General features: G+C 68.3%; 24 protein-coding genes. 17 read left to right on the top strand and 7 right to left on the bottom strand.

Features of this window, described 5'->3' with window-relative positions:
- Window positions 1–3: 3 nt before the first annotated feature.
- On the bottom strand, window positions 4–450 hold the full coding sequence (locus OHZ10_RS30740) for a MarR family winged helix-turn-helix transcriptional regulator (protein WP_059239562.1): 447 nt from the start codon (window positions 448–450) through the stop codon (window positions 4–6).
- A gap of 65 nt (window positions 451–515) precedes the next feature.
- Here OHZ10_RS30740 and OHZ10_RS30735 point away from each other — a divergent pair, with 65 nt between their 5' ends.
- Window positions 516–1,130: a hypothetical protein gene (locus OHZ10_RS30735; protein WP_342705272.1), complete on the top strand. Its 615-nt coding sequence runs from the start codon at window positions 516–518 to the stop codon at window positions 1,128–1,130.
- 173 nt (window positions 1,131–1,303) lie between these two features.
- Here OHZ10_RS30735 and OHZ10_RS30730 read toward each other — a convergent pair whose 3' ends face one another.
- Both OHZ10_RS30730 and OHZ10_RS30725 read right to left on the bottom strand, forming a co-directional pair.
- Window positions 1,304–2,671, bottom strand: a complete 1,368-nt coding sequence (locus OHZ10_RS30730) for a sensor histidine kinase (RefSeq protein WP_420874379.1) — start codon at window positions 2,669–2,671, stop codon at window positions 1,304–1,306.
- A gap of 5 nt (window positions 2,672–2,676) precedes the next feature.
- A complete protein-coding gene (locus OHZ10_RS30725) occupies window positions 2,677–3,339 on the bottom strand; it encodes a response regulator (protein WP_059239568.1) in 663 nt (220 codons plus the stop codon).
- Between the two features lie 232 nt (window positions 3,340–3,571).
- On the opposite strand from OHZ10_RS30725, the gene OHZ10_RS30720 reads away from it, so the two are divergent.
- From OHZ10_RS30720 to OHZ10_RS30690, 7 genes are all read left to right on the top strand, one after another.
- Complete coding sequence (locus OHZ10_RS30720) at window positions 3,572–3,925, top strand: YgiW/YdeI family stress tolerance OB fold protein (RefSeq protein ID WP_059239570.1); 354 nt, start codon at window positions 3,572–3,574, stop codon at window positions 3,923–3,925.
- Between the two features lie 55 nt (window positions 3,926–3,980).
- Window positions 3,981–4,841, top strand: coding sequence for a MurR/RpiR family transcriptional regulator (locus OHZ10_RS30715; RefSeq protein WP_059239572.1), 861 nt, complete (start codon window positions 3,981–3,983; stop codon window positions 4,839–4,841).
- 47 nt (window positions 4,842–4,888) lie between these two features.
- Window positions 4,889–5,314, top strand: coding sequence for a GNAT family N-acetyltransferase (locus tag OHZ10_RS30710; RefSeq protein WP_059239573.1), 426 nt, complete (start codon window positions 4,889–4,891; stop codon window positions 5,312–5,314).
- 185 nt (window positions 5,315–5,499) lie between these two features.
- On the top strand, window positions 5,500–7,167 hold the full coding sequence (locus OHZ10_RS30705; protein WP_342705271.1) for a hypothetical protein: 1,668 nt from the start codon (window positions 5,500–5,502) through the stop codon (window positions 7,165–7,167).
- 156 nt (window positions 7,168–7,323) lie between these two features.
- Entirely contained in the window at window positions 7,324–8,184 is an 861-nt protein-coding gene (locus tag OHZ10_RS30700) for an isocitrate lyase/phosphoenolpyruvate mutase family protein (RefSeq protein ID WP_342705270.1), read from the top strand.
- 336 nt (window positions 8,185–8,520) lie between these two features.
- The gene (locus tag OHZ10_RS30695) at window positions 8,521–8,787 is read left to right on the top strand and encodes a YodC family protein (protein ID WP_174992436.1); all 267 of its coding nucleotides are present in this window, start codon (window positions 8,521–8,523) and stop codon (window positions 8,785–8,787) included.
- Window positions 8,788–8,888: 101 nt separating this feature from the next.
- Window positions 8,889–10,049, top strand: coding sequence for a cytochrome P450 (locus OHZ10_RS30690; RefSeq protein ID WP_342705269.1), 1,161 nt, complete (start codon window positions 8,889–8,891; stop codon window positions 10,047–10,049).
- Between the two features lie 15 nt (window positions 10,050–10,064).
- Here OHZ10_RS30690 and OHZ10_RS30685 read toward each other — a convergent pair whose 3' ends face one another.
- Both OHZ10_RS30685 and OHZ10_RS30680 read right to left on the bottom strand, forming a co-directional pair.
- On the bottom strand, window positions 10,065–10,391 hold the full coding sequence (locus OHZ10_RS30685; protein ID WP_059239584.1) for a superinfection immunity protein: 327 nt from the start codon (window positions 10,389–10,391) through the stop codon (window positions 10,065–10,067).
- A 90-nt stretch (window positions 10,392–10,481) separates the two neighbouring features.
- Window positions 10,482–10,901, bottom strand: coding sequence for a rhodanese-like domain-containing protein (locus OHZ10_RS30680; protein WP_059239586.1), 420 nt, complete (start codon window positions 10,899–10,901; stop codon window positions 10,482–10,484).
- Between the two features lie 114 nt (window positions 10,902–11,015).
- Between OHZ10_RS30680 and ftrA the strand changes: the two genes are divergently transcribed.
- The 6 genes from ftrA (at window position 11,016) to OHZ10_RS30650 (ending at window position 17,409) form a co-directional block, all read left to right on the top strand.
- On the top strand, window positions 11,016–11,978 hold the full coding sequence (ftrA, locus tag OHZ10_RS30675) for a transcriptional regulator FtrA (protein WP_059239588.1): 963 nt from the start codon (window positions 11,016–11,018) through the stop codon (window positions 11,976–11,978).
- Between the two features lie 85 nt (window positions 11,979–12,063).
- Window positions 12,064–13,134 carry a nitronate monooxygenase gene (locus OHZ10_RS30670; RefSeq protein WP_342705268.1) on the top strand — a complete coding sequence of 357 codons (1,071 nt, stop codon included), beginning with the start codon at window positions 12,064–12,066 and terminating at the stop codon, window positions 13,132–13,134.
- A gap of 79 nt (window positions 13,135–13,213) precedes the next feature.
- Window positions 13,214–14,668 (top strand): M20 family metallopeptidase, encoded by a 1,455-nt coding sequence (locus tag OHZ10_RS30665; protein ID WP_342705267.1) that lies wholly within the window; start codon window positions 13,214–13,216, stop codon window positions 14,666–14,668.
- A gap of 60 nt (window positions 14,669–14,728) precedes the next feature.
- Complete coding sequence (locus tag OHZ10_RS30660; protein ID WP_174992432.1) at window positions 14,729–15,838, top strand: malate/lactate/ureidoglycolate dehydrogenase; 1,110 nt, start codon at window positions 14,729–14,731, stop codon at window positions 15,836–15,838.
- On the top strand, window positions 15,835–16,530 hold the full coding sequence (locus tag OHZ10_RS30655) for a TfoX/Sxy family protein (protein WP_342705266.1): 696 nt from the start codon (window positions 15,835–15,837) through the stop codon (window positions 16,528–16,530). The genes OHZ10_RS30660 and OHZ10_RS30655 overlap by 4 nt, the downstream gene beginning before the upstream one ends.
- Before the next feature lie 300 nt (window positions 16,531–16,830).
- Window positions 16,831–17,409 carry an NnrU family protein gene (locus OHZ10_RS30650; protein WP_059239595.1) on the top strand — a complete coding sequence of 193 codons (579 nt, stop codon included), beginning with the start codon at window positions 16,831–16,833 and terminating at the stop codon, window positions 17,407–17,409.
- 28 nt (window positions 17,410–17,437) lie between these two features.
- On the opposite strand, the gene OHZ10_RS30645 is transcribed toward OHZ10_RS30650, so the two are convergent.
- Entirely contained in the window at window positions 17,438–18,817 is a 1,380-nt protein-coding gene (locus OHZ10_RS30645; protein WP_340624714.1) for an amino acid permease, read from the bottom strand.
- A 411-nt stretch (window positions 18,818–19,228) separates the two neighbouring features.
- On the opposite strand from OHZ10_RS30645, the gene OHZ10_RS30640 reads away from it, so the two are divergent.
- Genes OHZ10_RS30640 through OHZ10_RS30630 form a run of 3 tightly spaced genes read left to right on the top strand, consistent with a single transcriptional unit; the run spans window position 19,229 to window position 21,661 of the window.
- Window positions 19,229–20,284, top strand: a complete 1,056-nt coding sequence (locus tag OHZ10_RS30640; protein WP_342705265.1) for an aromatic ring-hydroxylating dioxygenase subunit alpha — start codon at window positions 19,229–19,231, stop codon at window positions 20,282–20,284.
- 19 nt (window positions 20,285–20,303) lie between these two features.
- A complete protein-coding gene (locus tag OHZ10_RS30635; protein ID WP_059239601.1) occupies window positions 20,304–20,474 on the top strand; it encodes a rubredoxin in 171 nt (56 codons plus the stop codon).
- Window positions 20,471–21,661, top strand: a complete 1,191-nt coding sequence (locus OHZ10_RS30630; protein WP_342705264.1) for an FAD-dependent oxidoreductase — start codon at window positions 20,471–20,473, stop codon at window positions 21,659–21,661. The genes OHZ10_RS30635 and OHZ10_RS30630 overlap by 4 nt, the downstream gene beginning before the upstream one ends.
- A 159-nt stretch (window positions 21,662–21,820) precedes the next feature.
- On the opposite strand, the gene OHZ10_RS30625 is transcribed toward OHZ10_RS30630, so the two are convergent.
- Complete coding sequence (locus OHZ10_RS30625; protein ID WP_059239606.1) at window positions 21,821–22,762, bottom strand: LysR substrate-binding domain-containing protein; 942 nt, start codon at window positions 22,760–22,762, stop codon at window positions 21,821–21,823.
- Window positions 22,763–22,800: the final 38 nt, after the last annotated feature.

Below are 22,800 nucleotides of genomic sequence, written 5' to 3'. Positions count from 1 at the left end.
TGGTTACGCGTGGCCGTCCTGGTCATGCGCGCTGGACATCGCCGACAGCACGCGAATCGCCGCATCGAGGTCGGCCGAGCTGAAGTCGCCGGCGATGTCGCGGACATGCTGTTGCCACTGCCCGACCACGGCCTGATAGGCCGCTTCGCCGCGCGGCGTCAGCGCATACAAAGGGGAGCGCTTGTGCGCCGGGTTGGGTAACGACAGCACCAGCCCTTCTTCGGTCAGGACGTTGATCTGCTTCAGCACCGCTTGCCGCGTGATGCCCATCGCATCGGCAATCTGCGGGATGTTCGGGGCTTCCGATGCCAACGAGATCGCGCCCAGCACCTGCCAGCGCGCGCTGGTCAGGCCGTGCGGCCCGGAAAAGGCGTTGCCCCATTCGATCAGCAATCCGTTCAACCGGAATACGGACAGCGCGACGGCGGTCAACTTCTCGGATTTCGTCATATCGAACTCGCGCCATGAATTGACAACTACTTTACGTAATGGACAACTGGTTGTCAAGTTGGGGAGTGAGTGTCGACGAACGATGGCGGGTCGGTACACTGGCAACGCGGTCCGGCGCCGATGGCACCGGCTGCAGCCGGTCGCTGGCCGACAATAAGGAACCTGGAGAGAAATTCGTGAGAACGATCTGGAAGAGGATCGCCGTGCCGTTGCTGGCGGCGTGCGGCACGATGGCGCATGCCTGTCAGCCGCCCTACCATCACACCGAGTATTTCGGCGACAGCACCTACATGAGTGACGAACTCCGCGGCAAGGTGCTCGACGACATCCGCGCCCATCGCTACACGATCATCGAACCGCAAATCGGCCTGCTGTATTTCCCGATCGTCAGGAAGGGCGACGCGATCTATCTCGGCAACAAGCCGATCGCCACCGGGAAGGATTCGTTCTGGTATCTCGGGCAGGGCTATTACCAGTTGAACGGTCAGCTCTATTACATGGACGAACATGTCGGTGCCTTTCCGGGCGGCGGGACCGTCGTCGTTCATGTCGAGGATCGCACGCGCCCGATGCCGGACGACTATCCGAAAGGACGTCTGTATTGCCGGGTGCGGCATCACGCCAGCATTCTCGAAACCTCGACCGGCCTGCGGGTCGAGCGGATCGTTGACGACAATTGAGCGGGGCGCGCGGCTGACGGGCCGCGGTGCATCGCATACCGGTCTGCGCCCGTCCGGCGCGTTTGCCGCGCATGCCCGACAAACCCTTTCCGATCAAGGGCTTGGTGCCGTTAACGGACGGTTGTCCACAAGCTTGCCAACATAATCTGTGGAAAAGCCGCCTGTCGCGTGCATCAGGCCGGTAGCGGAAACCGCACCGTGACGGTCAGCCCGTGCCCGCCGTGGGTCGTGCCGAGGGCGACCGTCGCGCGATGCTGTTCGGCGATCCGCTTGACGATCGACAATCCGAGCCCGCTGCCCGACGACGTGACGGCCTGCGCGCCCTCGCCGCGATAGAAGCGCTCCCACACATCCGTGCGTTCCGCCTCCGGAATGCCGGGGCCGTCGTCGGCGACTTCGAGCACGGGCGTCGTGCCGTCGAGACGCGCGGACACGTCGATGCGCGCGCCTTCGCCCGCATAGCGGATCGCGTTGTCGACGAGGTTGTTCAGCAGCACGCGCAGCGTATCGGCATTGCCCGCAGCCATCACGGGCGCGGAGACGATCGCGCCGAGATCGATCCGGTGCGCGTCGGCGACGCGCGCGCGGTCCGACACCACCGACCGGCACAGCGCCGCGAGATCGACGGGCGCCGATGCGGAGGCGGCCGCCTGCGCATCGGGTTCGAGGCGCGCGAGGGTCAGCAACTGTTCGGCGAGGTGGCCGAGGCGCGTCGTACCGGCATGGATCTGCGCGAGGATGTGCTCGCGCTCGTCGGCCGTCGCCGCGCGCCGCAGCAGTTGCGACTGGATCGACAATCCCATGATTGGCGTGCGCAGCTCGTGTGCGGCATCGGCGATGAAGTGACGTTGCAGCGTGAACGAGCGGTCGAGGCGCGTGAGCAGGTCGTTGATCGCTTCGGCGAGCGGGCGGACCTCGTTCGGCATCGACGCGACGTCGACCGGTTCGAGGTTGTTCGCATTCCTGCGCTTCAAGCCGGACGCGATCGTGCGCAGCGGCCGCAGCCCCGCGCCGATGCCGAACCACAGGCCGATCGCGAGCAGCGGCAGCATCGAGAACACCGGCCACAGCAGGTGGACGGCGATGCCCGCGATGGCTTCCCACCGAGCATGCCGCGCCTGCGCGAGCCGGATCGTCGTGCCGCCGCGTTCGGTCACATAGGTGCGCCACGGCTGGCCGCCGACGTCGACGCTCGCGATGCCTTTCTGTTCGGGCGGCGGCAGCTTCGAGTCGCGGTCGGTCGAATACACCAGCGTGCCGTTGCGCCAGACCTGCAGCAGCACGGCATCGGGGTCGCTCGCTTCGAAACCGTGCTTGCCGTTGGCATGGTCGCTGAACGACAGCTCGCCGTTCGGGCCGACGACGATTTGCTTCGACATGCTGCGCATCTGGTCGTCGAGCAGGTCGTCGAGTTCGCGCAGTGCGCCCCAGTACGTGCCCGCGCTCGCGACCAGGCCGATCACGCACGCGGCCGGCAGCAGCCACGTCAGCAGGCGCCGCCGCAGCGACGCGTTGCGCCAGCGCGCGATCGCGCGTTGCATGCGGGTCACGTGCCGTCACCGATCCGGTAGCCGACGCCGCGCACCGTGCGGATCATGTCGTGGCCGAGTTTCTTGCGCAGGTTGTGGATATGCACCTGCACCGCGTTGCTCTCGATTTCCTCGCCCCAGCTGTACAGCCGTTCCTCGAATTGCTCGCGCGAAATCACCGCGCCGGGCTCGCGCATCAGCTCGTGCAGCAGCACGAATTCCTTCGGCGACAGCGGCACTTCGTCATCGTCGAGCCAGACGAGGTGTTTCACGGGGTCGAGCCGCAGCGGGCCGATCGCGAGCGTCGTCTGCGCGCGGCCCGCATGGCGGCGGTTGACCGCGCGGATGCGGGCGAGCAGTTCGTCGAGCTCGAACGGCTTGACGAGATAGTCGTCCGCGCCGCTGTCGAGGCCTGCGATGCGGTCGGGCACGCCGTCGCGCGCGGTGATGATGATCGCGGGCAGGGTTTCGTCGCGGCGGCGCAGCGCGGCGAGCACCGACAGGCCGTCGCGGTTCGGCAGCCCGAGATCGAGCAGCAGCAGGCCGTAGCCGGTCGAGCGCAGCGCGAGCGACGCGGCATCGCCGTCCTTCACCCAGTCGACCGCGAAGCCTTCCTGTTTGAGGCCCTGTTCGAGCCCGCTGCCGATCAGCGGATCGTCCTCGACGAGCAGTACGCGCATGAATTCGTGTCTCTTCAACGGGGCGCCGCGGCGCCCGGAGTCCCCATGATAAGCGCACGTGTCTTAGGCAGAGCTTAAATGCGCGCGGCGCGTGGCTGGCTTTAGTACTCGTCCAATGCGGCACCGTGTCGCCTCGGCGCACCCTTCAGGTTTGCTTAATCTTACGGTCCGTAATCTGGCGCCGTCGCGTCCAACGGGGCGCGGCGTCACATCGAAGAAGAGGACCGACATCATGAAACACCTGGCCAGAATCCTGGCGGTCGCGCTTGCCACGCTGCCCGCCGCTGTCTACGCGCAATACACGGGGCCGTCCGCGCTGACCACGACGACCGTCAAGGAGCTGCTCGCCAACGGCAAGGACGACCAGCACGTGCAGCTGCAGGGGCGCATCGTCAAGCACATCGGCGGCGAGGATTTCGAGTTCGCCGACGCCACCGGCACGATCCGCGTCGAGATCGACGCCAAGCTGTGGGCGGCCGGCCAGCCTGTCAGCGACAAGAACGAAGTGAAGGTGACCGGCGAATTCGAGCGGAAATGGTCGGGCCGGGTGAAGGTCGATGCCGACCACGTCGAAGTGCTGCGCTGACCGGTGCGTGCGGGGCCGGTGATACCATGAACGACCGGTTTCCGTTCCCACCAAGATGGCCGCCAATTTCGACGAACTCGCGTCCCGGATCCGGACGCAATTTTCAGAGCTGAGCCCGCAGTTCCAGGCGGGCGCCGCTTTCCTGCTCGATCATCCCGACGAAGTCGCTACATCGTCGATGCGCAAGGTCGCGCAGCGCGCGCAGGTGCAGCCTGCATCGCTCGTGCGGCTCGCGCAGCAATTCGGCTTCCCCGGCTGGAACGAGCTGCGCGACCTGTGCGTCGCGCGCGTGCGCACGCGTCCCGAGCCGCTCACGCAGCGTGCGCGCTCGCTCGTGCGGCCCGATGCGAAGGCATCGCTCGCACACGACCTGCTCGCCGCGCAGCAGCACAACCTGTCGGCGACCGCCGCGCAGAACGAGCACGCGCTCGCGGATGCGGCCAAACTGATCCGCAAGGCATCGCATGTGCACGTGGCGGGGTTTCGCTCGTGCTATCCGGTCGCGTTCGGTTTCGTCTACGGCTACCGGCTGTTCCGTCCGACCGTGTCGCTGCTCAACGGCGTCGCCGGTTCGCTCGAAATGGAACTGCGGACGATCGCGAAGCAGAGCGTGACCGTGATCGTCAGTTTCGCGCCGTATTCGGCCGAAGCGACGCGCGTCGCGCAGGCCGCGAAGGCGCAGGGAAGCAAGATCGTCGCGATCACCGACAGCGCCGTGTCGCCGATCGCGTTGCACGCGGACGCGCAACTGATCTTCACGCACGACAGCCCGTCGTTCTTCCCGTCGCTGGTGGCCGCGCATGCGATGGCCGAGGCGCTGGTCGCGCAGTTGCTGGCGCTCGAAGGCAGCGACGCGATCGCGGCGCTCGAGCGTACCGAAGCGGAGCTGCACGCGAAAGGCGCGTACGTCGTTTGACGTGCGCGGCACGTCACGCCTGTTCACGATTCAACCCGACCCGACCGATGACGTTCATCTACGAAGTGACCGATGCGGGCGCCGCGGACGTGCGCAAGCAGATCGTCGCGCCGCTCGTCCGATTCAACGAAAGCCAGGCCGGCCCGGCCGAGTTCCGGCCGCTGGCCGTGGTCGTGACCGACGAGTCGGGCGCGGTGGTCGGCGGCCTGTGGGGCGGCACGGCGTTCGGCTGGCTGCATGTCGACCTGCTCGTGGTGCCCGAAGCCGCGCGCGGTCAGGGCGCCGGCACGCGCATCATGGATCTCGCCGAGGCGGAGGCCGTCGCGCGCGGTTGCCACAGCGCGTGGCTCGACACGTTCGACTTCCAGGCGCGGCCGTTCTATGAGAAACGCGGCTACGTCCGTTTCGGCGAGCTGCCGGATTATCCGGTCGGGCACACACGCATTTTCCTGACGAAGAAACTCGCGGGTTGAGCGGCGGCGCCGGCGGCGCGGTTGACGATGCGGCCGGCCGTCGCCTACGATACCGGGCAGCGATGCAGGTCGCTTCCGGGTCCGCGGAAAGGGTTGAACCCACCTGTCGCAGCAAATCCAGTCTTTCCCCATCCTTTGTGCTGGCGGTATTGCGGACCTTCGGCCATCCATGCACGAGGATCCGCATGAAAAAGCTGCCTCCCGGGGCCCATCCCGATCATCTGAAAAAGCAGGCCAAGGCCTTGTTGCGCCTGTACCGGCAGGGCGACGCCGGTGCCGTCGCGCGTTTTGTCCAGTCTCTCCCCGCCGCCGCGAACCGCACGCACGATGAAACGCGGGCGCTCGGGCTCCGCCTGCACGACGCGCAGTCCTGCATCGCGCGCGAGTACGGCTTTGCGTCGTGGGCCGATCTCGGCGCGTTCGTCGAAATGCAGTCGCTCGCGCGGCAACCGCGGTCGCTGCTGATCCGGCGCTGGCTCGACCTCGCCTACGGTGCCGACGTGACCGGCGGCTTCGACGCCCCCCGGCCGCACGTCGCCGCGCAATGGCTAATCGATCATCCCGATCTCGTTTCGGCCGACCCGGCCATCGCGTGCGCGGCGGGCGATCTCGACGCGATGAGGGCGGCACAGGCCGCCGATCCCGGCTGGATCGCGCGTGCCGGCGGTCCGCTGAAGCTGCCGCCGCTCGTCGCCGTCACGCATTCGCGGCTCGGGCAGATTCCCGCGTTCGCCGTCAGGCTGCGCGCATGCGCGCGTCATCTGCTCGATGCCGGCGCCGATCCGAACCAGCGGATCGGCAACCGTTTCCCGCCCGCCTCGCTTGCCGAGCCCGACGAGTCGGGGCCGCTGTCGGCGCTGTATGGCGCGGCCGGCGTCAATCGCGATCCGGCGCTCACCGCGATGCTGCTGGCGGCTGGCGCCGATCCGAACGACGGCGAATCGCTGTATCACTCGGTGGAGAATCCGGCGTGTACGCGCGTGCTGCTCGAGCACGGCGCACGGGTGGACGGAACGAATGCGCTGCGGCGGGCACTCGACGTGCCGGACGCCGCCGCGCTCGAACTGCTGCTCGCGCATGGCGGCGACCCGAACGAGCCGGCCGGAGAAGGGCCGACGAAGATGTGGGGCGCGCCTTTGTTGCGCGCGATCGCCGTGCGTTGCCCGGCACGCCATGTCGCCGCGCTGCTGGCGGCCGGCGCTGATCCCGCTGCGCGGACCGCGGCCGGCGTCAGTGCGTACCGGCTTGCGATGCAGGCCGGATTGTCGGAGGTCGCGGCGCTGTTGCGCGCGGCCGGCGCGCAAGAGGTGCTCGGCGCGGACGATGCGTTCGTGGCGGCCTGCGCGCGTGCCGACGCGTCCGGCGCGCGGCGCATCCAGGCGCAGCATCCCGAACTGCCTGGCGCGCTGACCGAAGACCGGTTGCGCCAGTTGCCCGACGCCGCCGCATGGGGCTCGCGCGACGCGGTGAAGGTCATGGTCGAGCTGGGCTGGCCGGTCGCTGCGCGTGGCGGCGACTGGGACGCGAGCGCGCTGAATCACGCGGTGTTCCGCGGCGATGCCGACCTGCTGGCGTTCCTGCTCGCGCACGGTGCCAACTGGCGCGACATGCACGGGTTCGGCAGCGACGCGCTCGGCACGTTGTCCTGGGCGTCCGTCAACGAACCGGAAGGCGTCGGCGATCCCGACTGGGAAGCGTGCGCGCGCGTGCTGATCGCGCACGGCGTGCCGCAAGCGGCGCGCGACCTGTCGAATCCGGATGGCGTGCTGATCGACGGCCGCGCGATGCGGTTCTCGGAGGCCGTCACCGACGTGCTGCTCGGCATCGACGGCACGCAGCCTGCCTTGACCTGAAAGCGGGCGGGCGGGCCTTGGGCGAACCCGGCGCCGGTCCGCTCACCCGTACCGTCACCGGTTTTTCGTGTCGTGCGACGACATTTCGGCGGTCGCTGAAACGTCGCGCGCACGACCGGCGTAAGCTCACCCGTCAACACCTTCCGGGAGTCCGCGATGACCCGTTTTGACCAGCAAGCCCGCCACGCCGAAGCTTTCCGCGCGCTGCACACGCGCCCCGGCGCCTTCATCATCCCGAACCCGTGGGACGCCGGCACCGCGCGCCTGCTGGCGATGGCCGGCTTCGAGGCGCTCGCCACCACGAGCGCCGGCTATGCATTTTCGAAAGGGCAGCCTGACAACGCGATCGACCGCGACGCGATGCTCGACCACATCGCCGATCTCGTCGCCGCGGGCGGCCTGCCCGTGAGCGCCGATCTCGAGAACGGTTTCGGCGATGCGCCCGGCACGGTGGCCGAAACGATCCGGCTGGCGGCCGAGGCCGGCGCGGTCGGCGGCTCGATCGAGGATGCGACGGGCCGCGCCGATACGCCGATCTATGCGCGCGACGCGTCGGTCGAGCGCATCGCGGCGGCCGTCGAAGCGGCGCGTGCGCTGCCGTTTCCGTTCACGCTGACCGCGCGCTGCGAAAACTACCTGCACGGCCGCCGCGACCTCGACGACACGATCGCGCGGCTCGTCGCCTATCGCGACGCCGGCGCCGACGTGCTGTATGCGCCGGGCATCACCGACGCCGCCGAAATCGCGGCGGTGACGCGGGCGGTCGGCGCGTCCGTCAATGTCGTCATGGGCTTGCAGGGCGGGTTGCTGAGCCTCGATGAACTGGCGGCGCTCGGCGTGAAGCGCGTCAGCGTCGGCGGTGCACTGGCGCGGGCCGCACTCGGGGCGTTCCTGCGCGCTGCGACGGAGATGATGCGCGACGGCACGTTTACATTTACGCAGGCGGCCGTGCCGGGGCGCGATATCAACCGCTGGTTTGCCGCCCCCGATAATTCGCCGGTTTTGTTCGGCGAATGATCCCTAATAAAAAGTGGGATCGTTTCCAGTCGAAACGTTGATTGACAATAATCAACCGATTTCACGTCCGAATTAATCGTCGATGACGGCGTGAAAATCATCGTTTATTCTCCGCATTCCGCCCGCTCGACCGCTGCCGGCACGTAACCCGCGCCGGATCTGGCGGCCGGCGGGACGCGATGCGTGCCAATCCGGCGCATTGTTGCCAGTTTCCGTTCAAAGCATTTATGTACGCGGGAGTTGCCGGCTGTTTTTTTGATTGATAATCTGCGGCACGTTGTAATGACCGGTCGATGGACTGCCGGGAATATCAATATATAAAAAGCTGAGAGAGCGATGACGATTCGAGAAAATCACCGCGTCGGGTTTCGCGTCGGCGATGTCGTAACGCTGAAAACCGGCGGGCCCCGCATGACCGTCACCTATGCGGGGCCGGTCGTGTTCGACGACGGCGACTGGTTGATCTGCCAGTGGTTCGACGAAAGCGGCGAGTTCCGGCAGGAAATGTTCCATCACGACACGGTGGTGCCCGAACCGCGTGCGATTTCGGCCGGGCGCGTCCGGCTGCGCATGCAGTCGCACCGCTACCGCTCGGCTGCCTGACATCGGGCTGTCGTTGCGATGCCGCGACGGGCGGCGCCCGTGCAGCGACATTTCATGCAACCCCGAAACATGCGGCGGCGCACTGCGCCGATACTGAACGCATGAACCCGACCGATCCCATTGCCGCGGTCACGCACCGCGATCCCTATCCCTACTATGCGACGCTCGTCGACGGGCCGCCGCTCGCATTCGATGCCACGCTCGGCCTGTGGGTCGCGAGCCGCGCGGCGGCCGTGACGGCCGTGCTCAGCCATCCGGCCTGCCGGGTGCGCCCGCTGGACGCGCCGGTGCCGCCCGCGTTGCGTGGCACGACGGCCGGCGCGCTGTTCGGCGAGCTGGTGCGCATGAACGATGGCGCGTCGCGGCACGACGTGCCGAAGCAGGCGTTGCGCGCGGCGTTCGCGCCGGTCGACACGGAGGCGCTGCGCGATCGCGCCGGGCAGCTTGCCGCGCGGCGGTTGCCGGCGGCGGGCGACGCCGACGCGCTGAACGGGTGGTGCATGACGGTGCCGGTGTGCGCGGTCGCCGATCTGCTCGGCTTCGACGAAACGCAGCTCGACGAGATCGCGGCGCAGGTGGTCGATTTCGTGGCCGCGCTGTCACCGTTGTCGGATGCCGCGGCGCTGGCCCGCGCGAGCGACGGTGCGCGGCAACTGCTCGACCGGATGACGGCGCGCGTTGCGCAGTCGCACGCCCATGACGGCACGCTGGTCGCTGCGGTGCAACAGGCAGCGCGCGCGTCGGGCTGGCAGGCGAGCGGCGCGCTGGTCGCGAATCTGGTCGGTTTGCTGTCGCAGACGTGCGAGGCGACGGCCGCATGGCTCGGCAATGCGCTGGTCGCCTGGCACGGGGAAGCGGGCATGGCGCCGGACGCCGCCGCGCTCGGCGCGTTCGTCGCCGAAGTCGGGCGTTTCGATTCGCCGGTGCAGAACACGCGCCGCTTCGTCGCGGCCCGCACGACGATCGAAGGCGTGCGTGTCGAAGCCGGTGACGCGATCCTCGTCGTGCTCGCCGCGGCGAACCGCGACCCGGCTGTGTATCGCGACCCGCACCGGTTGATGCCCGGCCGCACGGCGGGGCCGAATTTCGGCTTCGGCACGGGGCCGCATGGCTGCCCGGGCGAGCGGATCGCGCAGGCGGTGACGGCGGGGGCGTTCGGGGCGTGGTTGCGTGCGGGCGGCTGGCCGCCGCGCGACCGACTCGACTGGAATTACCGCGCGTCGACCAACGTCAGGATGCCGAAGTTCGGCGCAGCACGGTAAAGGGAAAAGAGGGGCTTAACGGCAGCCTTGCTTTTCCGCCCATTGCTCCTGGGCGGCGACGCGGCGTTGCACGCGTTCGACGAGGCCAGTCGAGAAGGTCCGCATGCTGATGCCGCGGCGCTTGGCGAGGATCGTCTGCGCGACGTCGGTGCGCGGGTTCGGCTGGCACGCCCAGTACAGCGTCATCAGCCAGCCGATGCCGGTCCATGCGAACAACGCGTTGAACATCGCGATCGTCAGCTTGTCGTGCCGGCCGCGCCTGTCGGCAATGACGGCCGGCAGAAAATAGATCGCGATCGCGGCGACTGAACCGGCCACTTGAATCAGGACTTCATCATGCATGGTGCTGCTCCGTCCGAACTGCAATGAGGCTGATTGTCGCGCTTTTTCCGTTCGTGTGCAGGCAATTGATTGTTGCGTTTTTAAAGACGATCAGCCGGCTTCGGCGTCTGCCGGCTGGACTTCGTTGCTCAGCGCGAAACCTTCGTCGAGCCAGCCCGTCACGCCGCCGATCATCAGCTTGACCGGGCGGCCGAGGCGCGCGAGCTGGATCGCCGCGCGCGCGGCGCCGTTGCAGTGCGGGCCCGCGCAGTACACGACGAACAGCGTGCCGGCCGGGTAACCGGCGAGCTTGCTCTCGATGATCTTGCGGCGCGGCAGGTTGCGTGCGCCGGGCACGTGGCCGGCGGCGAACGGCTCGGGACCGCGCACGTCGAGCAGCACGAAATCGGGTGCGCCCGATGCGAGCGCATCGTGCACGTCCCAGCAATCGGTCTCGAAGCGCAGCGAAGCCTCGAAATGCGCGAGGGCGGCGGGGCTGTCGGCGGCGGGCACGTCGGTGACGTAGGACATGGGCAGGTTCTCCGGGTCGAAGGGGCGCGGAACGCGCCGGGATGAAGGGCAGTATCGCGGTTCGGCCCGTTTCGCGGCAGTGGCGTGATCGACAAGTTCCGGTAACATTGCGCCATGCACAATCATCTCGTCGTTGCGCTCGCCTACGATCGCCTCTGCACGTTCGAATTCGGCTGCGTGGTCGAATTGTTCGCGCTCGAGCGCCCGGAACTCGGCGTCGACTGGTATCGCTTCGCGGTATGCGCGAGCGAGCCGGGGCCGGTGCGCGCGGCGGGCGGTATCACGGTCGCCGCGCCGTATCGGCTCGCGACGCTCGATCGCGCGGACACCATCGTGATTCCCGGCTGGCGCGATCCGGACGAACTGCCACCCGAACCGTTGCTGAAGAAACTGCGGGCCGCGCATCGGCGCGGCGCGCGGCTCTGCTCGATCTGTTCGGGCGTGTTCGTGCTCGCGGCGGCCGGCGTGCTCGACGGCCTCACCGTGACGACCCACTGGCGTTACGCGGAACGTCTGCAGGCGCGCTATCCGGCGCTGCGCGTGAATCCCGATGCGCTTTACGTCGACGAAGGGCAGATCATTACGTCGGCCGGCTCGGCGGCGGGGCTCGACATGCTGCTGCATCTGGTGCGCCGCGACCACGGCGGCGCGATCGCGAACCGTGTCGCGCAGCGCCTCGTGCTGCCGCCGCATCGCGACGGCGGCCAGGCGCAATTCGTGCCGCGCCCGGTCGCACCGGGCGGCACCGACCGGCTCGCGAAGCTGATCGACTGGATGCGCGCGCATGCGGCCGAGCCGCACACGCTGGCGTCGCTCGCCGCGCGGGCGGCGATGAGCACGCGCACGCTACAGCGGCAGTTCGCGGATGCGACGGGGATGTCGCCGCTCACGTGGCTGATCCGCGAGCGCGTGAACGTCGCGAAGGACATGCTCGAGGCGCAGCCCGCGCTGCCGCTCGCTCAGGTCGCGGCGCGCGCGGGGTTCGGCTCGGAGGAATCGTTGCGCCGGCATTTCCGGCGTATCGCGGCGACCAGCCCGGCCGCATACCGGCGCGGGATGGATCGCGGCGGAAGCTAGCGCGCACCGGACGGAGCGGTTGGTGCGCGACGACGGCAAGGACAACCAACGTGGCGATGGCCACGCATTCCGAACAGGGATTCAGATGACCACACTGCCTTCCCGTTTGCCGCTGATCCAGGCTCCGATGGTCGGCTCGCTGAGCCCGCTCGCGATTGCCGTGTGCGAAGCCGGCGGGCTCGGCTCGCTCGCCTGTGCGGCGCTCGGCCCGCAGCAGTTGCGCGACGAGATCGCGGCGATCCGCGCGCGCACATCCGCGCCGTTCAACGTGAACTTCTTCTGCCACACACCGCCCGCGCCCGATGCGGAGGTCGACGCACGCTGGCGCGCAGCGCTCGCCGGCTACTACGCGGAAGCGGGAGTTGATCCGGCCGGCGTGAAGGGCGTCCCCGGCCGCGCGCCGTTCGACGATGCGATGTGCGCGGTCGTCGAGGAATTGCGCCCGGCCGTCGTGAGCTTCCATTTCGGGTTGCCGGATGACACGCTGCTCGATCGCGTGCGCCGCACGGGGGCCTGCGTGGTTTCGTCTGCAACAACCGTCGAGGAAGCGCGCTGGCTCGATGCGCGCGGCGTCGACGCGATCGTTGCGCAGGGCGCGGAGGCGGGCGGCCATCGCGGCATGTTCCTGACCGACGATATCCACGCGCAACCCGGCCTGTTCGCGTTGCTGCCGCAGATCGTCGATGCGGTGCGCGTGCCGGTGATCGCAGCCGGTGCGATCGCCGACGGGCGCGGCATCGCGGCCGCGTTCGCGCTCGGTGCGCGCGCGGTGCAGATCGGCACCGGCTACCTGCTGACGCCGCAGGCCGGCCGCTCGGCGCAGCATCGTGCGGCCGTGCGCGCCGCACGCGACGACGGCACGCGGATGACCAACCTGTACACGGGCCGTCCCGCGCGCGGGCTGCTGACGCGTTTCATGCGCGAGCAGGGACCGATGAGTGCGCTCGCGCCTGCGTTCCCGCTCGCGACGGCCGCGGTCGATCCGCTGCGCGGCGCGTTCGAGCGGCAGGGGCGTGACGATTTCTCGCTGCTGTGGTCGGGCGAGGCCGCGGCGCTCGCGCGCGAAGCGGATGCCGGCGAACTGACGCGGCGGTTGTGGGACGATGCGCTGGCCTGCGCCGCGGGGCTGCGCGACGCGTTCCCGAAGGTCGTCTGAACGGCCAGGAGGGGGCGCCGGCGGGGGAGCATCGGCGTATGATCTGGGTTTTCGTCAGCCCGATCCAGGCACCCCCACCATGACTTCCGTCGACACTACCCCCGTCCTCGACCATGACAAGCTCGTTACCTTCATCGAGCGCAAGTGGAACGATGAAATCCTCCATGCGCTGACCGACTACATCGCGATCCCCGCGAAGAGTCCTGCATTCGACCCCGACTGGGCGAAGCGCGGCTATCTCGAGCGCGTCGTCACCGATGCCGCGCAGTGGGCCGAGCGGCAGCCCGTGAAGGGCCTGAAGCTCGAGATCGTGCGCCTGCCGGGCCGCACGCCGGTGATCTTCTTCGAATCGCCGGCCACGCGCTCGGGCAGCACCGACACGATCCTGCTGTACGGCCACCTCGACAAGCAGCCCGAATTCGACGGCTGGCGCGCGGACCTCGGCCCGTGGACGCCCAAGTTCGAGAACGGCAAGCTGTACGGCCGCGGCGGCGCGGACGACGGCTATGCGATCTACGCGAGCCTCGCGGCGCTCGGCGCGCTCGACGAGCAGGGCATCGAGCGGCCGCGCTGCGTCGGCCTGATCGAGACCTGCGAAGAGTCGGGCAGCTACGATCTGCTGCCGTACGTCGACGCATTGCGCGACCGGCTTGGCCAGGTGTCGCTCGTCGTCTGCCTCGATTCGGGCGCCGGCAACTACGACCAGATGTGGCTCACCACGTCGCTGCGCGGGCTCGTGTCCGGCGACCTGCAGGTCGAGGTGCTGGAAGAAGGCATTCACTCGGGTGTGTACGGCGGCATCGCGCCGTCGAGCTTCCGCGTGATGCGCCAGCTGTTCGAGCGTCTCGAAGATGCGAAGAACGGCAACCTGCTGCCGGGCGTGTTCCATTGCGAGATTCCGTCGAGCCGCGTGCGCGAAGCCGAAGCGGCTGCCGCGATTCTCGGCGACATGGTGTGGAAGGGGCTGCCGTGGGCGTGCGGCGCGGACGGCAAGCCGGTGCTGCCGACCACGACCGATCCGCGCGAGGCGCTGCTGAATTCGACGTGGCGTCCGTCGCTGTCCGTGACGGGCGCGGCCGGCATGCCGGCGCTCGCCGATGCGGGCAACGTGCTGCGTCCGCGTACCGCGTTCAAGCTGTCGCTGCGCCTGCCGCCGCTCGTCGACGCCGCGCAGGCCGTGCAGCAGCTGAAGGACCTGCTCGAACTCGATCCGCCGTACAACGCGAAGGTCACGTTCAAGCCGGACGCGGGCGCCGCGACGGGCTGGAGGGCGCCGGATCTCGCACCGTGGCTCGCGTCGTCGCTCGACGCCGCGTCGCGCCGCCACTTTGGCGCCGATTGCGCGTACATGGGCCTCGGCGGCACGATCCCGCTGATGAACGTGCTGCAGGAAGGCTTCCCGTCCGCGCAGTTCATGGTGTGCGGCGTGCTCGGGCCGAAGTCGAACGCGCACGGCCCGAACGAGTTCCTGCATGTGCCGTACGCGAAGAAGCTTACCGCGGCCGTTGCGGACGTGATCGCGACCGCGCGCTGACCGTCGCATCGCCCGACGTGCCGATTTCCCGACCCGATCCGACTTGATGGAGTGTTGCCGATGACCGCACTGCCGACGCCCGATACCGATCCGCCGCGCATGCGCGCCGAACCGCTGCATGCATTCGTCGCGGCGCTCTGGGAACGGGCCGGCAGTAGCGAGCGTGAGGCACGGCTCGTCGCCGATCATCTGGTCGGCGCGAATCTCGCGGGCCACGATTCGCATGGCATCGGGATGATCCCGAACTACGTCGCGTCGTGGCGGGAAGGGCAATTGCAACTGAACGGGCACGCGTCGATCGTCCGCGACGGCGGCGCGGTGCTGTCGATCGACGGCGGGCGCGGTTTCGGCCAGGTGATCGCGTTCGAGGCGATGGTCGAAGGGATCGAGCGCGCGCGGCGCATGGGTATCTGCGCGGTCGGGCTGCGCGACGTCCACCACCTCGGCCGTATCGGGCATTGGGCGGAGCAGTGCGCGCGCTCGGGGCTCGTGTCGTTCCATTTCGTCAACGTGCCGGGCGACCTGCTGGTCGCGCCGCTGCACGGTACCGATCCGCGTTTCGGCACGAATCCGTTCTGCGCCGCGTATCCGCGGGCGGGCAAGCCGCCGCTGCTGCTCGATTTCGCGACGAGCGCGATCGCGTACGGCAAGACGCGCGTCGCCTACAACCAGGGCAAGCGCGTGCCGGCCGGGTCGCTGATCGACCATCGCGGCCAGCCGACCGACGATCCGGCCGTGATGCACGAGCAGCCGTTCGGCGCGCTGCTGCCGTTCGGGTTGCACAAGGGGTATGCGCTCGCGGCGATGTGCGAGATCTTCGGCGGCGCGCTCGTGGGCGGGCATACGACGTACGGCGATACGCTGCAGAAGACGAGTGCGATCGTCAACGGGATGCTGTCGGTGCTGATCGACCCGAGCGCGTTCGACGCGGCTGATGCCGAGCGCGAAGCCGATGCGTTCGTCGCATGGGCGAAGGCGTCGCCGCAGGCCGGCGATGCGCCGGTACTGGTGCCCGGCGAGCCGGAGGAAGCGAGCCGCGCCGCCCGCGGGGCCGCCGGCATTCCGGTCGACCGTGCGACGTGGCGGCAGATTCGCGAGAGCGCTGCGGCCGTCGGATTCGACGGCGCCGAGCTTGACGCGTGGACGCAGCGCTGCGAGGCATCCGCATGAGCTGGCAGTCGGAGAAGGCGCACGGCGAAGAGATCGCATATCAGCTTGCGCCGCTCGGCGCGGTGACGGTCGCGCGGTTCTTCAGCGGCGCGGCGATGCGGCTCGACGGCGTGATGTTCGGCTTCATGTCGCGCGGGTCGCTGTTCCTGCGCGTCGACGACGTGAACCGCCCGGCGTTCGTCGCGGCGGGGATGGGGCCGTTCTCGTATGCGCGGCCCACGCGTACCGTCGCGCTCGAGGGCTACTACGAAACGCCGGCCGACGTGCTCGAGGATGCGGGCGCGTTGTTCGACTGGTGCCGCAGCGCGTATCGCGCGGCTTTGCTGGCGGGGCCGCCGAAGCGCAAGGCGAGGGCCGTGCCGAAACCGGCGTCGAAGGCGGGTGCGGGGACGACACCGAAATCCGCGTCGAAAGCTGCACCGAAGGCAGCACCGAAGGCAGTACCGAAGGCAGCACCGAAGGCAGCACCGAAGGCAGCACCGAAATCCGCGCCCAAACCTGCGCCCAAACCTGCGGCCAAACCTGCGGCCAAATCCGCGCCGAAACCGTCGCCGAAGCCCGAGCCGAACCCTGCATCCAGAGCGGCGGCGAAATCCCCGCCGAAACCGGCCTCCGTGCCGAAAGCGAAACCGGCATCGAAATCGTCGCCTGTACCGGCGTCCACCCCCCCGGCGAAGCGCAAGCAGACGTAGTCCCGGTCGCACGACGCGACAGCCTCGCGATTTTCGTTTTCCTTTCTTTCAGGCGTGCCCATCATCGGGCGATCGGTGTGCTGTATGGCTGCGCGCCCTTACGATCACGCGTACGAACGCGTCAGGCTTGATGCGCTGCACATCCTGCATGCTTCACAACGGCGGCCCCGGCGTTTATGATCGCGCGGGTTGCGCCCGTGCCTGGCGTGACCCGCCGGCCTCGCCGCCGGCACCGCGAACGGCGCATCGTACGCCGCGCGGGAGACGTTCCCCACTCATCATTCCAGACGGAGACAGTCGATGCTCGTCCTGATTCTCGGTTTAGCGATCTTCCTCGGTGTGCACTCGATCCGGATCGTCGCCGACGGCTGGCGGTCCGCGACGATCGAACGGATCGGCGAGAAGGGCTGGAAGGGCGGTTATGCGATCGCGTCGATCGTCGGCTTCGCGCTGATCATCTGGGGATACGGGATGGCCCGTGCAGGCGCGACGCTGCTGTGGGTGTCGCCGGTCGGCGTGCGCCATCTGACGGGCATGTTGACCGCGGTCGCGTTCGTGCTGATCGCCGCGTCGTACGTGCCGCGCAACCGGATCAAGACGCTCGTCGGACACCCGATGCTCGCCGGCGTGATGGTCTGGGCCGTTGCGCACCTGCTCGTGAACGGCACCGTGCACGCGGTCGTGCTGTTCGGCGCATTCTTCGTGTGGTCGATCGTCGATTTCGTCGTGTCGCGCGCGCGCGATCGCCGCGACGGCGTCCGCTACCCGGCCGGCGGGCTGTCGGGCGACATCGTCGCGGTGCTGGGCGGGCTCGTCGTCTGGGCCGTGTTCGCGCTGTTCCTGCATGGCCCGCTGATCGGCGTGCGGCCGTTCGGCTGAACGCGCACGCCGGGCAGCCGGCCGCCGGTCAACGCACCTTTGCGCCGGGCGCCTGCCCGAACGACGGCTGCCTGCGCCGCAGAAAGTACGCCGCGACGATCGCGAGCGCCGTCGACACCGTGAACCAGAACTGGAAGCGCGAATCCGGGTTGAACGCCTGCGACCCGAGCACGGCGACGAGCGCCAGCAGCGCGACCCAGTTCGACACCGGATAGAACCACGCGCGGAACGCGGTCGGGTCACGTTGCTCGTGCTTCATCTGCCGGCGCATCGCGAAGTGCGCGACGATGATGAAGATCCACACGATCATCACGAACGCGCCGCTGCTCTTCGCGAGCATCAGGAACAGGTCGCCGCCGCTCACGAAGTGAATCCCGAGGATCGACACGCAGATCGCGAGGCACAGCACGAGCGCGTTCATCGGCACGCCTTTCGCGTTGGTGCGGCCGAACATCGCCGGTGCGTGACCACGCTGGCTCAGCGAGAACAGCATGCGCGAGTTCGAGAACAGGAACGAGTTCATCACCGACATGAACGACACGAACAGCACGACCTTCATCGCGACGGCCGCGCCCGTGAAGCCCGCCATGCTGAACAGCGACACGTAGGGCGATTTCAGGTTGGCCTTGTCGGTCCACGGCATGCACAGGATCAGGATCGACACCGAGCCGACGTAGAACACCATCACGCGCACGATCACGCTCTTGATCGCGCGGATCACGTTCTTGCTTGGATTTTCCGATTCGCCCGCGGCTACGGCCGCGATCTCGCTGCCGCCGAGCGAGAAGATCACGACCATCACGCCGGCGAGCACGGGCGAGATGCCGTTCGGCATGAAGCCGCCGTGATCCGTCAGGTTCAGGAGCCCCGGTGCGGGAATGCGCGGCTGGAAGCCGAGCAGGATCGATGCGCCGAGCGCCATGAACACGATGATCGTCGCGACCTTCGCGAACGACAGCCAGTATTCGGCCTCACCGAACGAGCGCACCGAGTACGCGTTGCTCGCGATCAGCGTGACGAGCATGAACAGCGCGCCGCCCCAGATCGGCAGCCACGGCAGGAAATCGTGGAGGATCGCGCCGAGCAGGATCGCCTCGACGGTGATCGTCATCATCGACTTGAACCAGTACAGCCAGCCGACTGCGAAGCCGGCCCATTCACCGAGATAGCTGCTCGCATAGGTGGAGAACGACCCGCTGTCGGGATTGCGCGAGGCCATTTCGCCGAGCATGAACATGACCAGCGTGACGATCACGCCGCCGATCAGGTATGACAGGATCGCCGCGGGGCCGGCCGTTGCGATGATGGCGCCGGAGCCGACGAACAGGCCCGCGCCGATCACGCCGCCAAGCGCGATCATCGTGATGTGCCGTTGCTTGAGGCTTTGCCTCAAAGAATTGTCCTGCATCTCCTACCTCTAGTTATTGTTGGCCGGGAACGCATCGGGCGGCGCGGCGGCAACGTTCTGCCGCCGCAGGGGCGCCGATGTCGGGGGAGCGTGTGTGACGCGATGTGCGCGGCCGCCGGCGGTGAATCGGAATGACGGCCACGGTGCGCCGGTCGGTGCCCGCGAGAGGGCGATGACGACGGCAACACCGGATTGTGGGCGGACACCGCCGCGACGGCAAACGAGATATGCGAAAGACATCTTGCGGTTTGCTCATCAATTGCCGGTTCGTCCATGCCCGCGTCGACATGAACTACATGAAGGCGCGGCGATGGGAGCAGCGGCGGTCTCTGGATATCGTTGCATTCACGCGGTGACGTCGGCAGGTTCGACGGTGGCCGCGTCGACGACAACGCATCGATGGAGACACGTATGACGCCTACCCAGGTCGTGCCGCTGACGCGGTCACGCGCGCCGGTTCCGCCCCGCCATTGCACGTTCGACGTGCGCGATTGGGAAATCCTGAGCCGCTACTGGCATCCGGTCGCATTCGCGAGCGACGTGACCGACCGTCCGCTCGCCGTGACGCTGCTCGACGAGCGCGTCGTGCTGTTCCGTTCCGGCGGCGCGATCGTCGCCGCACGCGACGTATGCCCGCACCGCGGCGCGCCGCTGAGCCGCGGCTGGGTGGTCGACGACCGGCTCGTGTGCCCGTATCACGGCCTCGAATACGCGGCGGACGGCAAGTGCGTGCGCATTCCGTCGCAGCCCGACGGCCCGATTCCGGAGCGTCTGTGCCTGACGACCTACGCCGCGCAGCAGGCGTACGGACTGGTGTGGGTGTCGCTGGGCGGCGGCGAACTGCCGCTGCCGGATTTTCCCGCGTGGGACACGGCGGGCTTCCAGCAGATCCTGCCGCCGTCGATCGATATCCAGGCATCGGCCGGCCGGCAGACCGAAGGCTTCATCGACGTCGCGCATTTCGCGTGGATTCACCACGAGAGCTTTGCCGACCGCCGCAATCCGGTCGTGCCGCAGTACTCGGTGGAACGGCGCGACAATGGCCTGCACGCCGAATACGTCAGCACGGTCAGCAACTTCCCGAAGTCGATGCAGCATCGCGCGCCCGCCGGTTTTCTGTGGCGGCGCGTGTTCGAGGTCGACGTGCCGTTCTTCGCGCGCCTCACCGTGCATTTTCCGGAAGGCGGCCGGCTCGCGATCCTGAATGCGGCCAGCCCCGTTTCCGCGCGTCTCACGCGCCTGTTCGTGCCGATCGCGCGCAATTTCGATCACGACCTGCCGCTCGATGACGTCTATGCGTTCAATCGCCAGGTCTTCGAGGAAGATCGCGAGATCGTCGAGCAACAGTGCCCGGAAGATCTGCCGATCGACCGCGCGCACGAAGCGCCGATCCTCGCCGATCGGTCGTCGGGCGCGTATCGGCGCGCGCTCGGCGAACTCGGGCTCGGCCAGGCTTATGCGCGCTGAACCGCCCACGGGAGAGACGATGAAGATCTGGGAATGCGTGATTTGCGGGTTTCGATACGACGAGGCGGAAGGCTTGCCGCAGCACGGAATCGCGCCCGGTACGCGCTGGGAAGACGTGCCGGACGACTGGATGTGTCCGGACTGCGCGACCGGCAAGCACGATTTCGATATGCAGGTGGTGCCGGCATGAATGCAAACGCAACCTCAGGGAACCCGCGCGACCCGGTCGTCATCGTCGGCACGGGCCTCGCCGGCTATACGGTGGCGCGCGAGTGGCGCAAGCTCGACGGCGACACGCCGCTCGTGATGATCAGCCGCGACGACGGGCGTTTCTATTCGAAACCGGCGCTGTCGAACGCGCTTGCGCAACGCAAGACGCCCGACCAGCTGGCGATGGCCGATGCGCGGACGATGGCGGACCAGTTGCGCGCCACGATCCGGACGCAATGCGCCGTGCGGCGGATCGATTCGACGAAGCACGAGATCGTGCTCGACGACGGGGACGTGCAGCGTTATCGCGCGCTCGTTCTCGCAACCGGCGCGGACGCGCGGCGGGTGCGCTGCGAAGGCGAGGGTGCGGACGATGTCCTGTCGATCAACGACCTGGCCGACTACGCGCGTTTTCGCGGCGGGCTGCGCGACTGCCGCTCGGTCGCGATGCTCGGCGCGGGGCTCATCGGCTGCGAATTCGCGAACGACCTGGTGGCGGCAGGGCTGACGGTCACCGTGATCGACCCGGCGGACGCGCCGCTGTCGCGGCTGCTGCCGGCGGAGGCCGGGCGCGTGTTCGGGCAGGCGCTGAGCGACGCGGGCGTGCAGTGGCGACTCGGCACGGGCGTGCAGTCGATTGCGCGTCTTGCACGCGGGTACCGGCTTGCGCTGACGGACGGCGGGCAGGTCGAAGCCGATCTCGTGATCTCGGCGGTCGGACTCGCGCCGAGAATCGCGCTGGCGCGGGACGCGGGGCTCGACGTCGCGGACGGGATCGTGACCGACGCATGGTGTCGTACCAGCGCACCGGACATTTTTGCGCTCGGCGACTGCGCCGCGATCGACGGGCGTGTCCGGCCCTATGTGCTGCCGATCATGCACGCGGCCCGCGCGCTCGCGCAGTGTCTGCACGGCACGCCGACGCGCGTGGCCTTTCCGGTGATGCCGATCGTCGTCAAGACACCGGCGATTCCGGCGGTGGTCGTCGCGGCGGACGGTGGCGGCCGCTGGACCACGGAGGTCGGGATCGGCGATGCGCCGCACGCGACGCGTGCGCTTTGTGCGGATCCGGATTCCGGGCGCATCACGGGCTTTGCGCTGCTCGACGCGGCCACGGCGGAAAAAGCCGCGCTGCTGAAGACGATGGCCGGCGACGCGGCGAACTAGCCCGCGCGTCGCGCCGGACCTGACAGGGCGCTTCTCCAGATGCGCCTTCGACAGGCAGCCTCTTCGCTGACCGACCCCTGTCGCGGACGCGACCCGCACGATGATGCGCGGATCCGTTCGTTGTTCGCCGCGAGCGTTTGCTCGCGGCTTTTTTGTCTGTCAATGCGGATGGCGGGCGCTTTCGGGCACCAGCTTTTTCGCGACGCCGGACACGAGGCGCCGCAACCAGACTGCGGCGGCGCTGCGATGCGTGCGGTCGTGCCAGAGCTGGTAGTAGGTCAACGCCTGCGGCGCGCACGGAATCGGCTCGATGCGCAGCGGCAGCAGGCTGCAGGAGTGCATCGCGAGCGTGCGCGTCGTCGTGAACAGCAGGTTCGAGCGCATCAGCACGTACGGCGCCATGCCGAAATAGGGCATCGTCGTCGTGACGTTTCTCGACAGGCCGCCGCGCGCGAGTTCGCGGTCGATCGTACCGAGCCCGGTCGCATGATGGGTGGTCACGCCGAGATGATCGGCTTCGCGGTAGACATCCGCGGTGAGCCGGCCGGGCCGGATCGGGTGATCGTCCCGCAGCACGCACACGAGATCGTCGCGGCACAGCGGCTGCAGATGCAGTTGCTGCGGTGGCGTGCTCCAGTTGCCGACCGCCAGGTCGAGCGTGCCGCTTTCGAGCGCGTGTTCGTATCCGCCGTCCACGGTCATCAGGTGCTGGAACTCGATGCGCGCGCCCGGCGCCTCGTGCTTGAACGCATCGACGATCGCGGGCAGGAAGAACACGTCGAGATAGTCGGGGGAGCCGATGCGGAACGTGCGGCGCGTTGTGGCAGGATCGAACGTGCTCGCGGGATTCAGCACGGCCGCGATGCCGGCGAGCGCCTGGTCGAGCGGCTCGACGAGCGTGAGCGCATGACTGGTCGGCACCATCCGGCTGCCGCTGCGTACCAGCAGCGGATCGCCGGTGATCGCGCGCAGCCGTCGCAATGCGACGCTGATGGTCGGTTGCGATTGCCCGAGCAGGACCGCGGTTCGCGAGACGCTCGATTCGGTGATGAGCGTATGAAGAATCTTCAGAAGATGTGCGTCGATGACGTATCGGGACATGCCGGCTGCCGTGGGGTATCGTTCACCGATGTATACGC

Origin of the sequence: Burkholderia arboris (assembly GCF_038723655.1) — a bacterium.
Classification (GTDB): domain Bacteria; phylum Pseudomonadota; class Gammaproteobacteria; order Burkholderiales; family Burkholderiaceae; genus Burkholderia; species Burkholderia arboris.
The sequence above is the reverse complement of the archived record's forward strand: the minus strand, read 5'-3'. Positions and strand labels throughout refer to the sequence as shown.

Excerpts from the sequence above, each read along its gene's own strand:
- OHZ10_RS30740 (WP_059239562.1), bottom strand. The coding sequence starts at position 450 with ATGACGAAATCCGAGAAGTTGACCGCCGTCGCGCTGTCCGTATTCCGG.
- OHZ10_RS30730 (WP_420874379.1), bottom strand. The coding sequence starts at position 2,671 with ATGCAACGCGCGATCGCGCGCTGGCGCAACGCGTCGCTGCGGCGGCGC.
- OHZ10_RS30725 (WP_059239568.1), bottom strand. The coding sequence starts at position 3,339 with ATGCGCGTACTGCTCGTCGAGGACGATCCGCTGATCGGCAGCGGGCTC.
- OHZ10_RS30720 (WP_059239570.1), top strand. The coding sequence starts at position 3,572 with ATGAAACACCTGGCCAGAATCCTGGCGGTCGCGCTTGCCACGCTGCCC.
- OHZ10_RS30715 (WP_059239572.1), top strand. The coding sequence starts at position 3,981 with ATGGCCGCCAATTTCGACGAACTCGCGTCCCGGATCCGGACGCAATTT.
- OHZ10_RS30710 (WP_059239573.1), top strand. The coding sequence starts at position 4,889 with ATGACGTTCATCTACGAAGTGACCGATGCGGGCGCCGCGGACGTGCGC.
- OHZ10_RS30705 (WP_342705271.1), top strand. The coding sequence starts at position 5,500 with ATGAAAAAGCTGCCTCCCGGGGCCCATCCCGATCATCTGAAAAAGCAG.
- OHZ10_RS30700 (WP_342705270.1), top strand. The coding sequence starts at position 7,324 with ATGACCCGTTTTGACCAGCAAGCCCGCCACGCCGAAGCTTTCCGCGCG.
- OHZ10_RS30695 (WP_174992436.1), top strand. The coding sequence starts at position 8,521 with ATGACGATTCGAGAAAATCACCGCGTCGGGTTTCGCGTCGGCGATGTC.
- OHZ10_RS30690 (WP_342705269.1), top strand. The coding sequence starts at position 8,889 with ATGAACCCGACCGATCCCATTGCCGCGGTCACGCACCGCGATCCCTAT.
- OHZ10_RS30685 (WP_059239584.1), bottom strand. The coding sequence starts at position 10,391 with ATGCATGATGAAGTCCTGATTCAAGTGGCCGGTTCAGTCGCCGCGATC.
- OHZ10_RS30680 (WP_059239586.1), bottom strand. The coding sequence starts at position 10,901 with ATGTCCTACGTCACCGACGTGCCCGCCGCCGACAGCCCCGCCGCCCTC.
- ftrA (WP_059239588.1), top strand. The coding sequence starts at position 11,016 with ATGCACAATCATCTCGTCGTTGCGCTCGCCTACGATCGCCTCTGCACG.
- OHZ10_RS30670 (WP_342705268.1), top strand. The coding sequence starts at position 12,064 with ATGACCACACTGCCTTCCCGTTTGCCGCTGATCCAGGCTCCGATGGTC.
- OHZ10_RS30665 (WP_342705267.1), top strand. The coding sequence starts at position 13,214 with ATGACTTCCGTCGACACTACCCCCGTCCTCGACCATGACAAGCTCGTT.
- OHZ10_RS30660 (WP_174992432.1), top strand. The coding sequence starts at position 14,729 with ATGACCGCACTGCCGACGCCCGATACCGATCCGCCGCGCATGCGCGCC.
- OHZ10_RS30655 (WP_342705266.1), top strand. The coding sequence starts at position 15,835 with ATGAGCTGGCAGTCGGAGAAGGCGCACGGCGAAGAGATCGCATATCAG.
- OHZ10_RS30650 (WP_059239595.1), top strand. The coding sequence starts at position 16,831 with ATGCTCGTCCTGATTCTCGGTTTAGCGATCTTCCTCGGTGTGCACTCG.
- OHZ10_RS30645 (WP_340624714.1), bottom strand. The coding sequence starts at position 18,817 with ATGCAGGACAATTCTTTGAGGCAAAGCCTCAAGCAACGGCACATCACG.
- OHZ10_RS30640 (WP_342705265.1), top strand. The coding sequence starts at position 19,229 with ATGACGCCTACCCAGGTCGTGCCGCTGACGCGGTCACGCGCGCCGGTT.
- OHZ10_RS30635 (WP_059239601.1), top strand. The coding sequence starts at position 20,304 with ATGAAGATCTGGGAATGCGTGATTTGCGGGTTTCGATACGACGAGGCG.
- OHZ10_RS30630 (WP_342705264.1), top strand. The coding sequence starts at position 20,471 with ATGAATGCAAACGCAACCTCAGGGAACCCGCGCGACCCGGTCGTCATC.
- OHZ10_RS30625 (WP_059239606.1), bottom strand. The coding sequence starts at position 22,762 with ATGTCCCGATACGTCATCGACGCACATCTTCTGAAGATTCTTCATACG.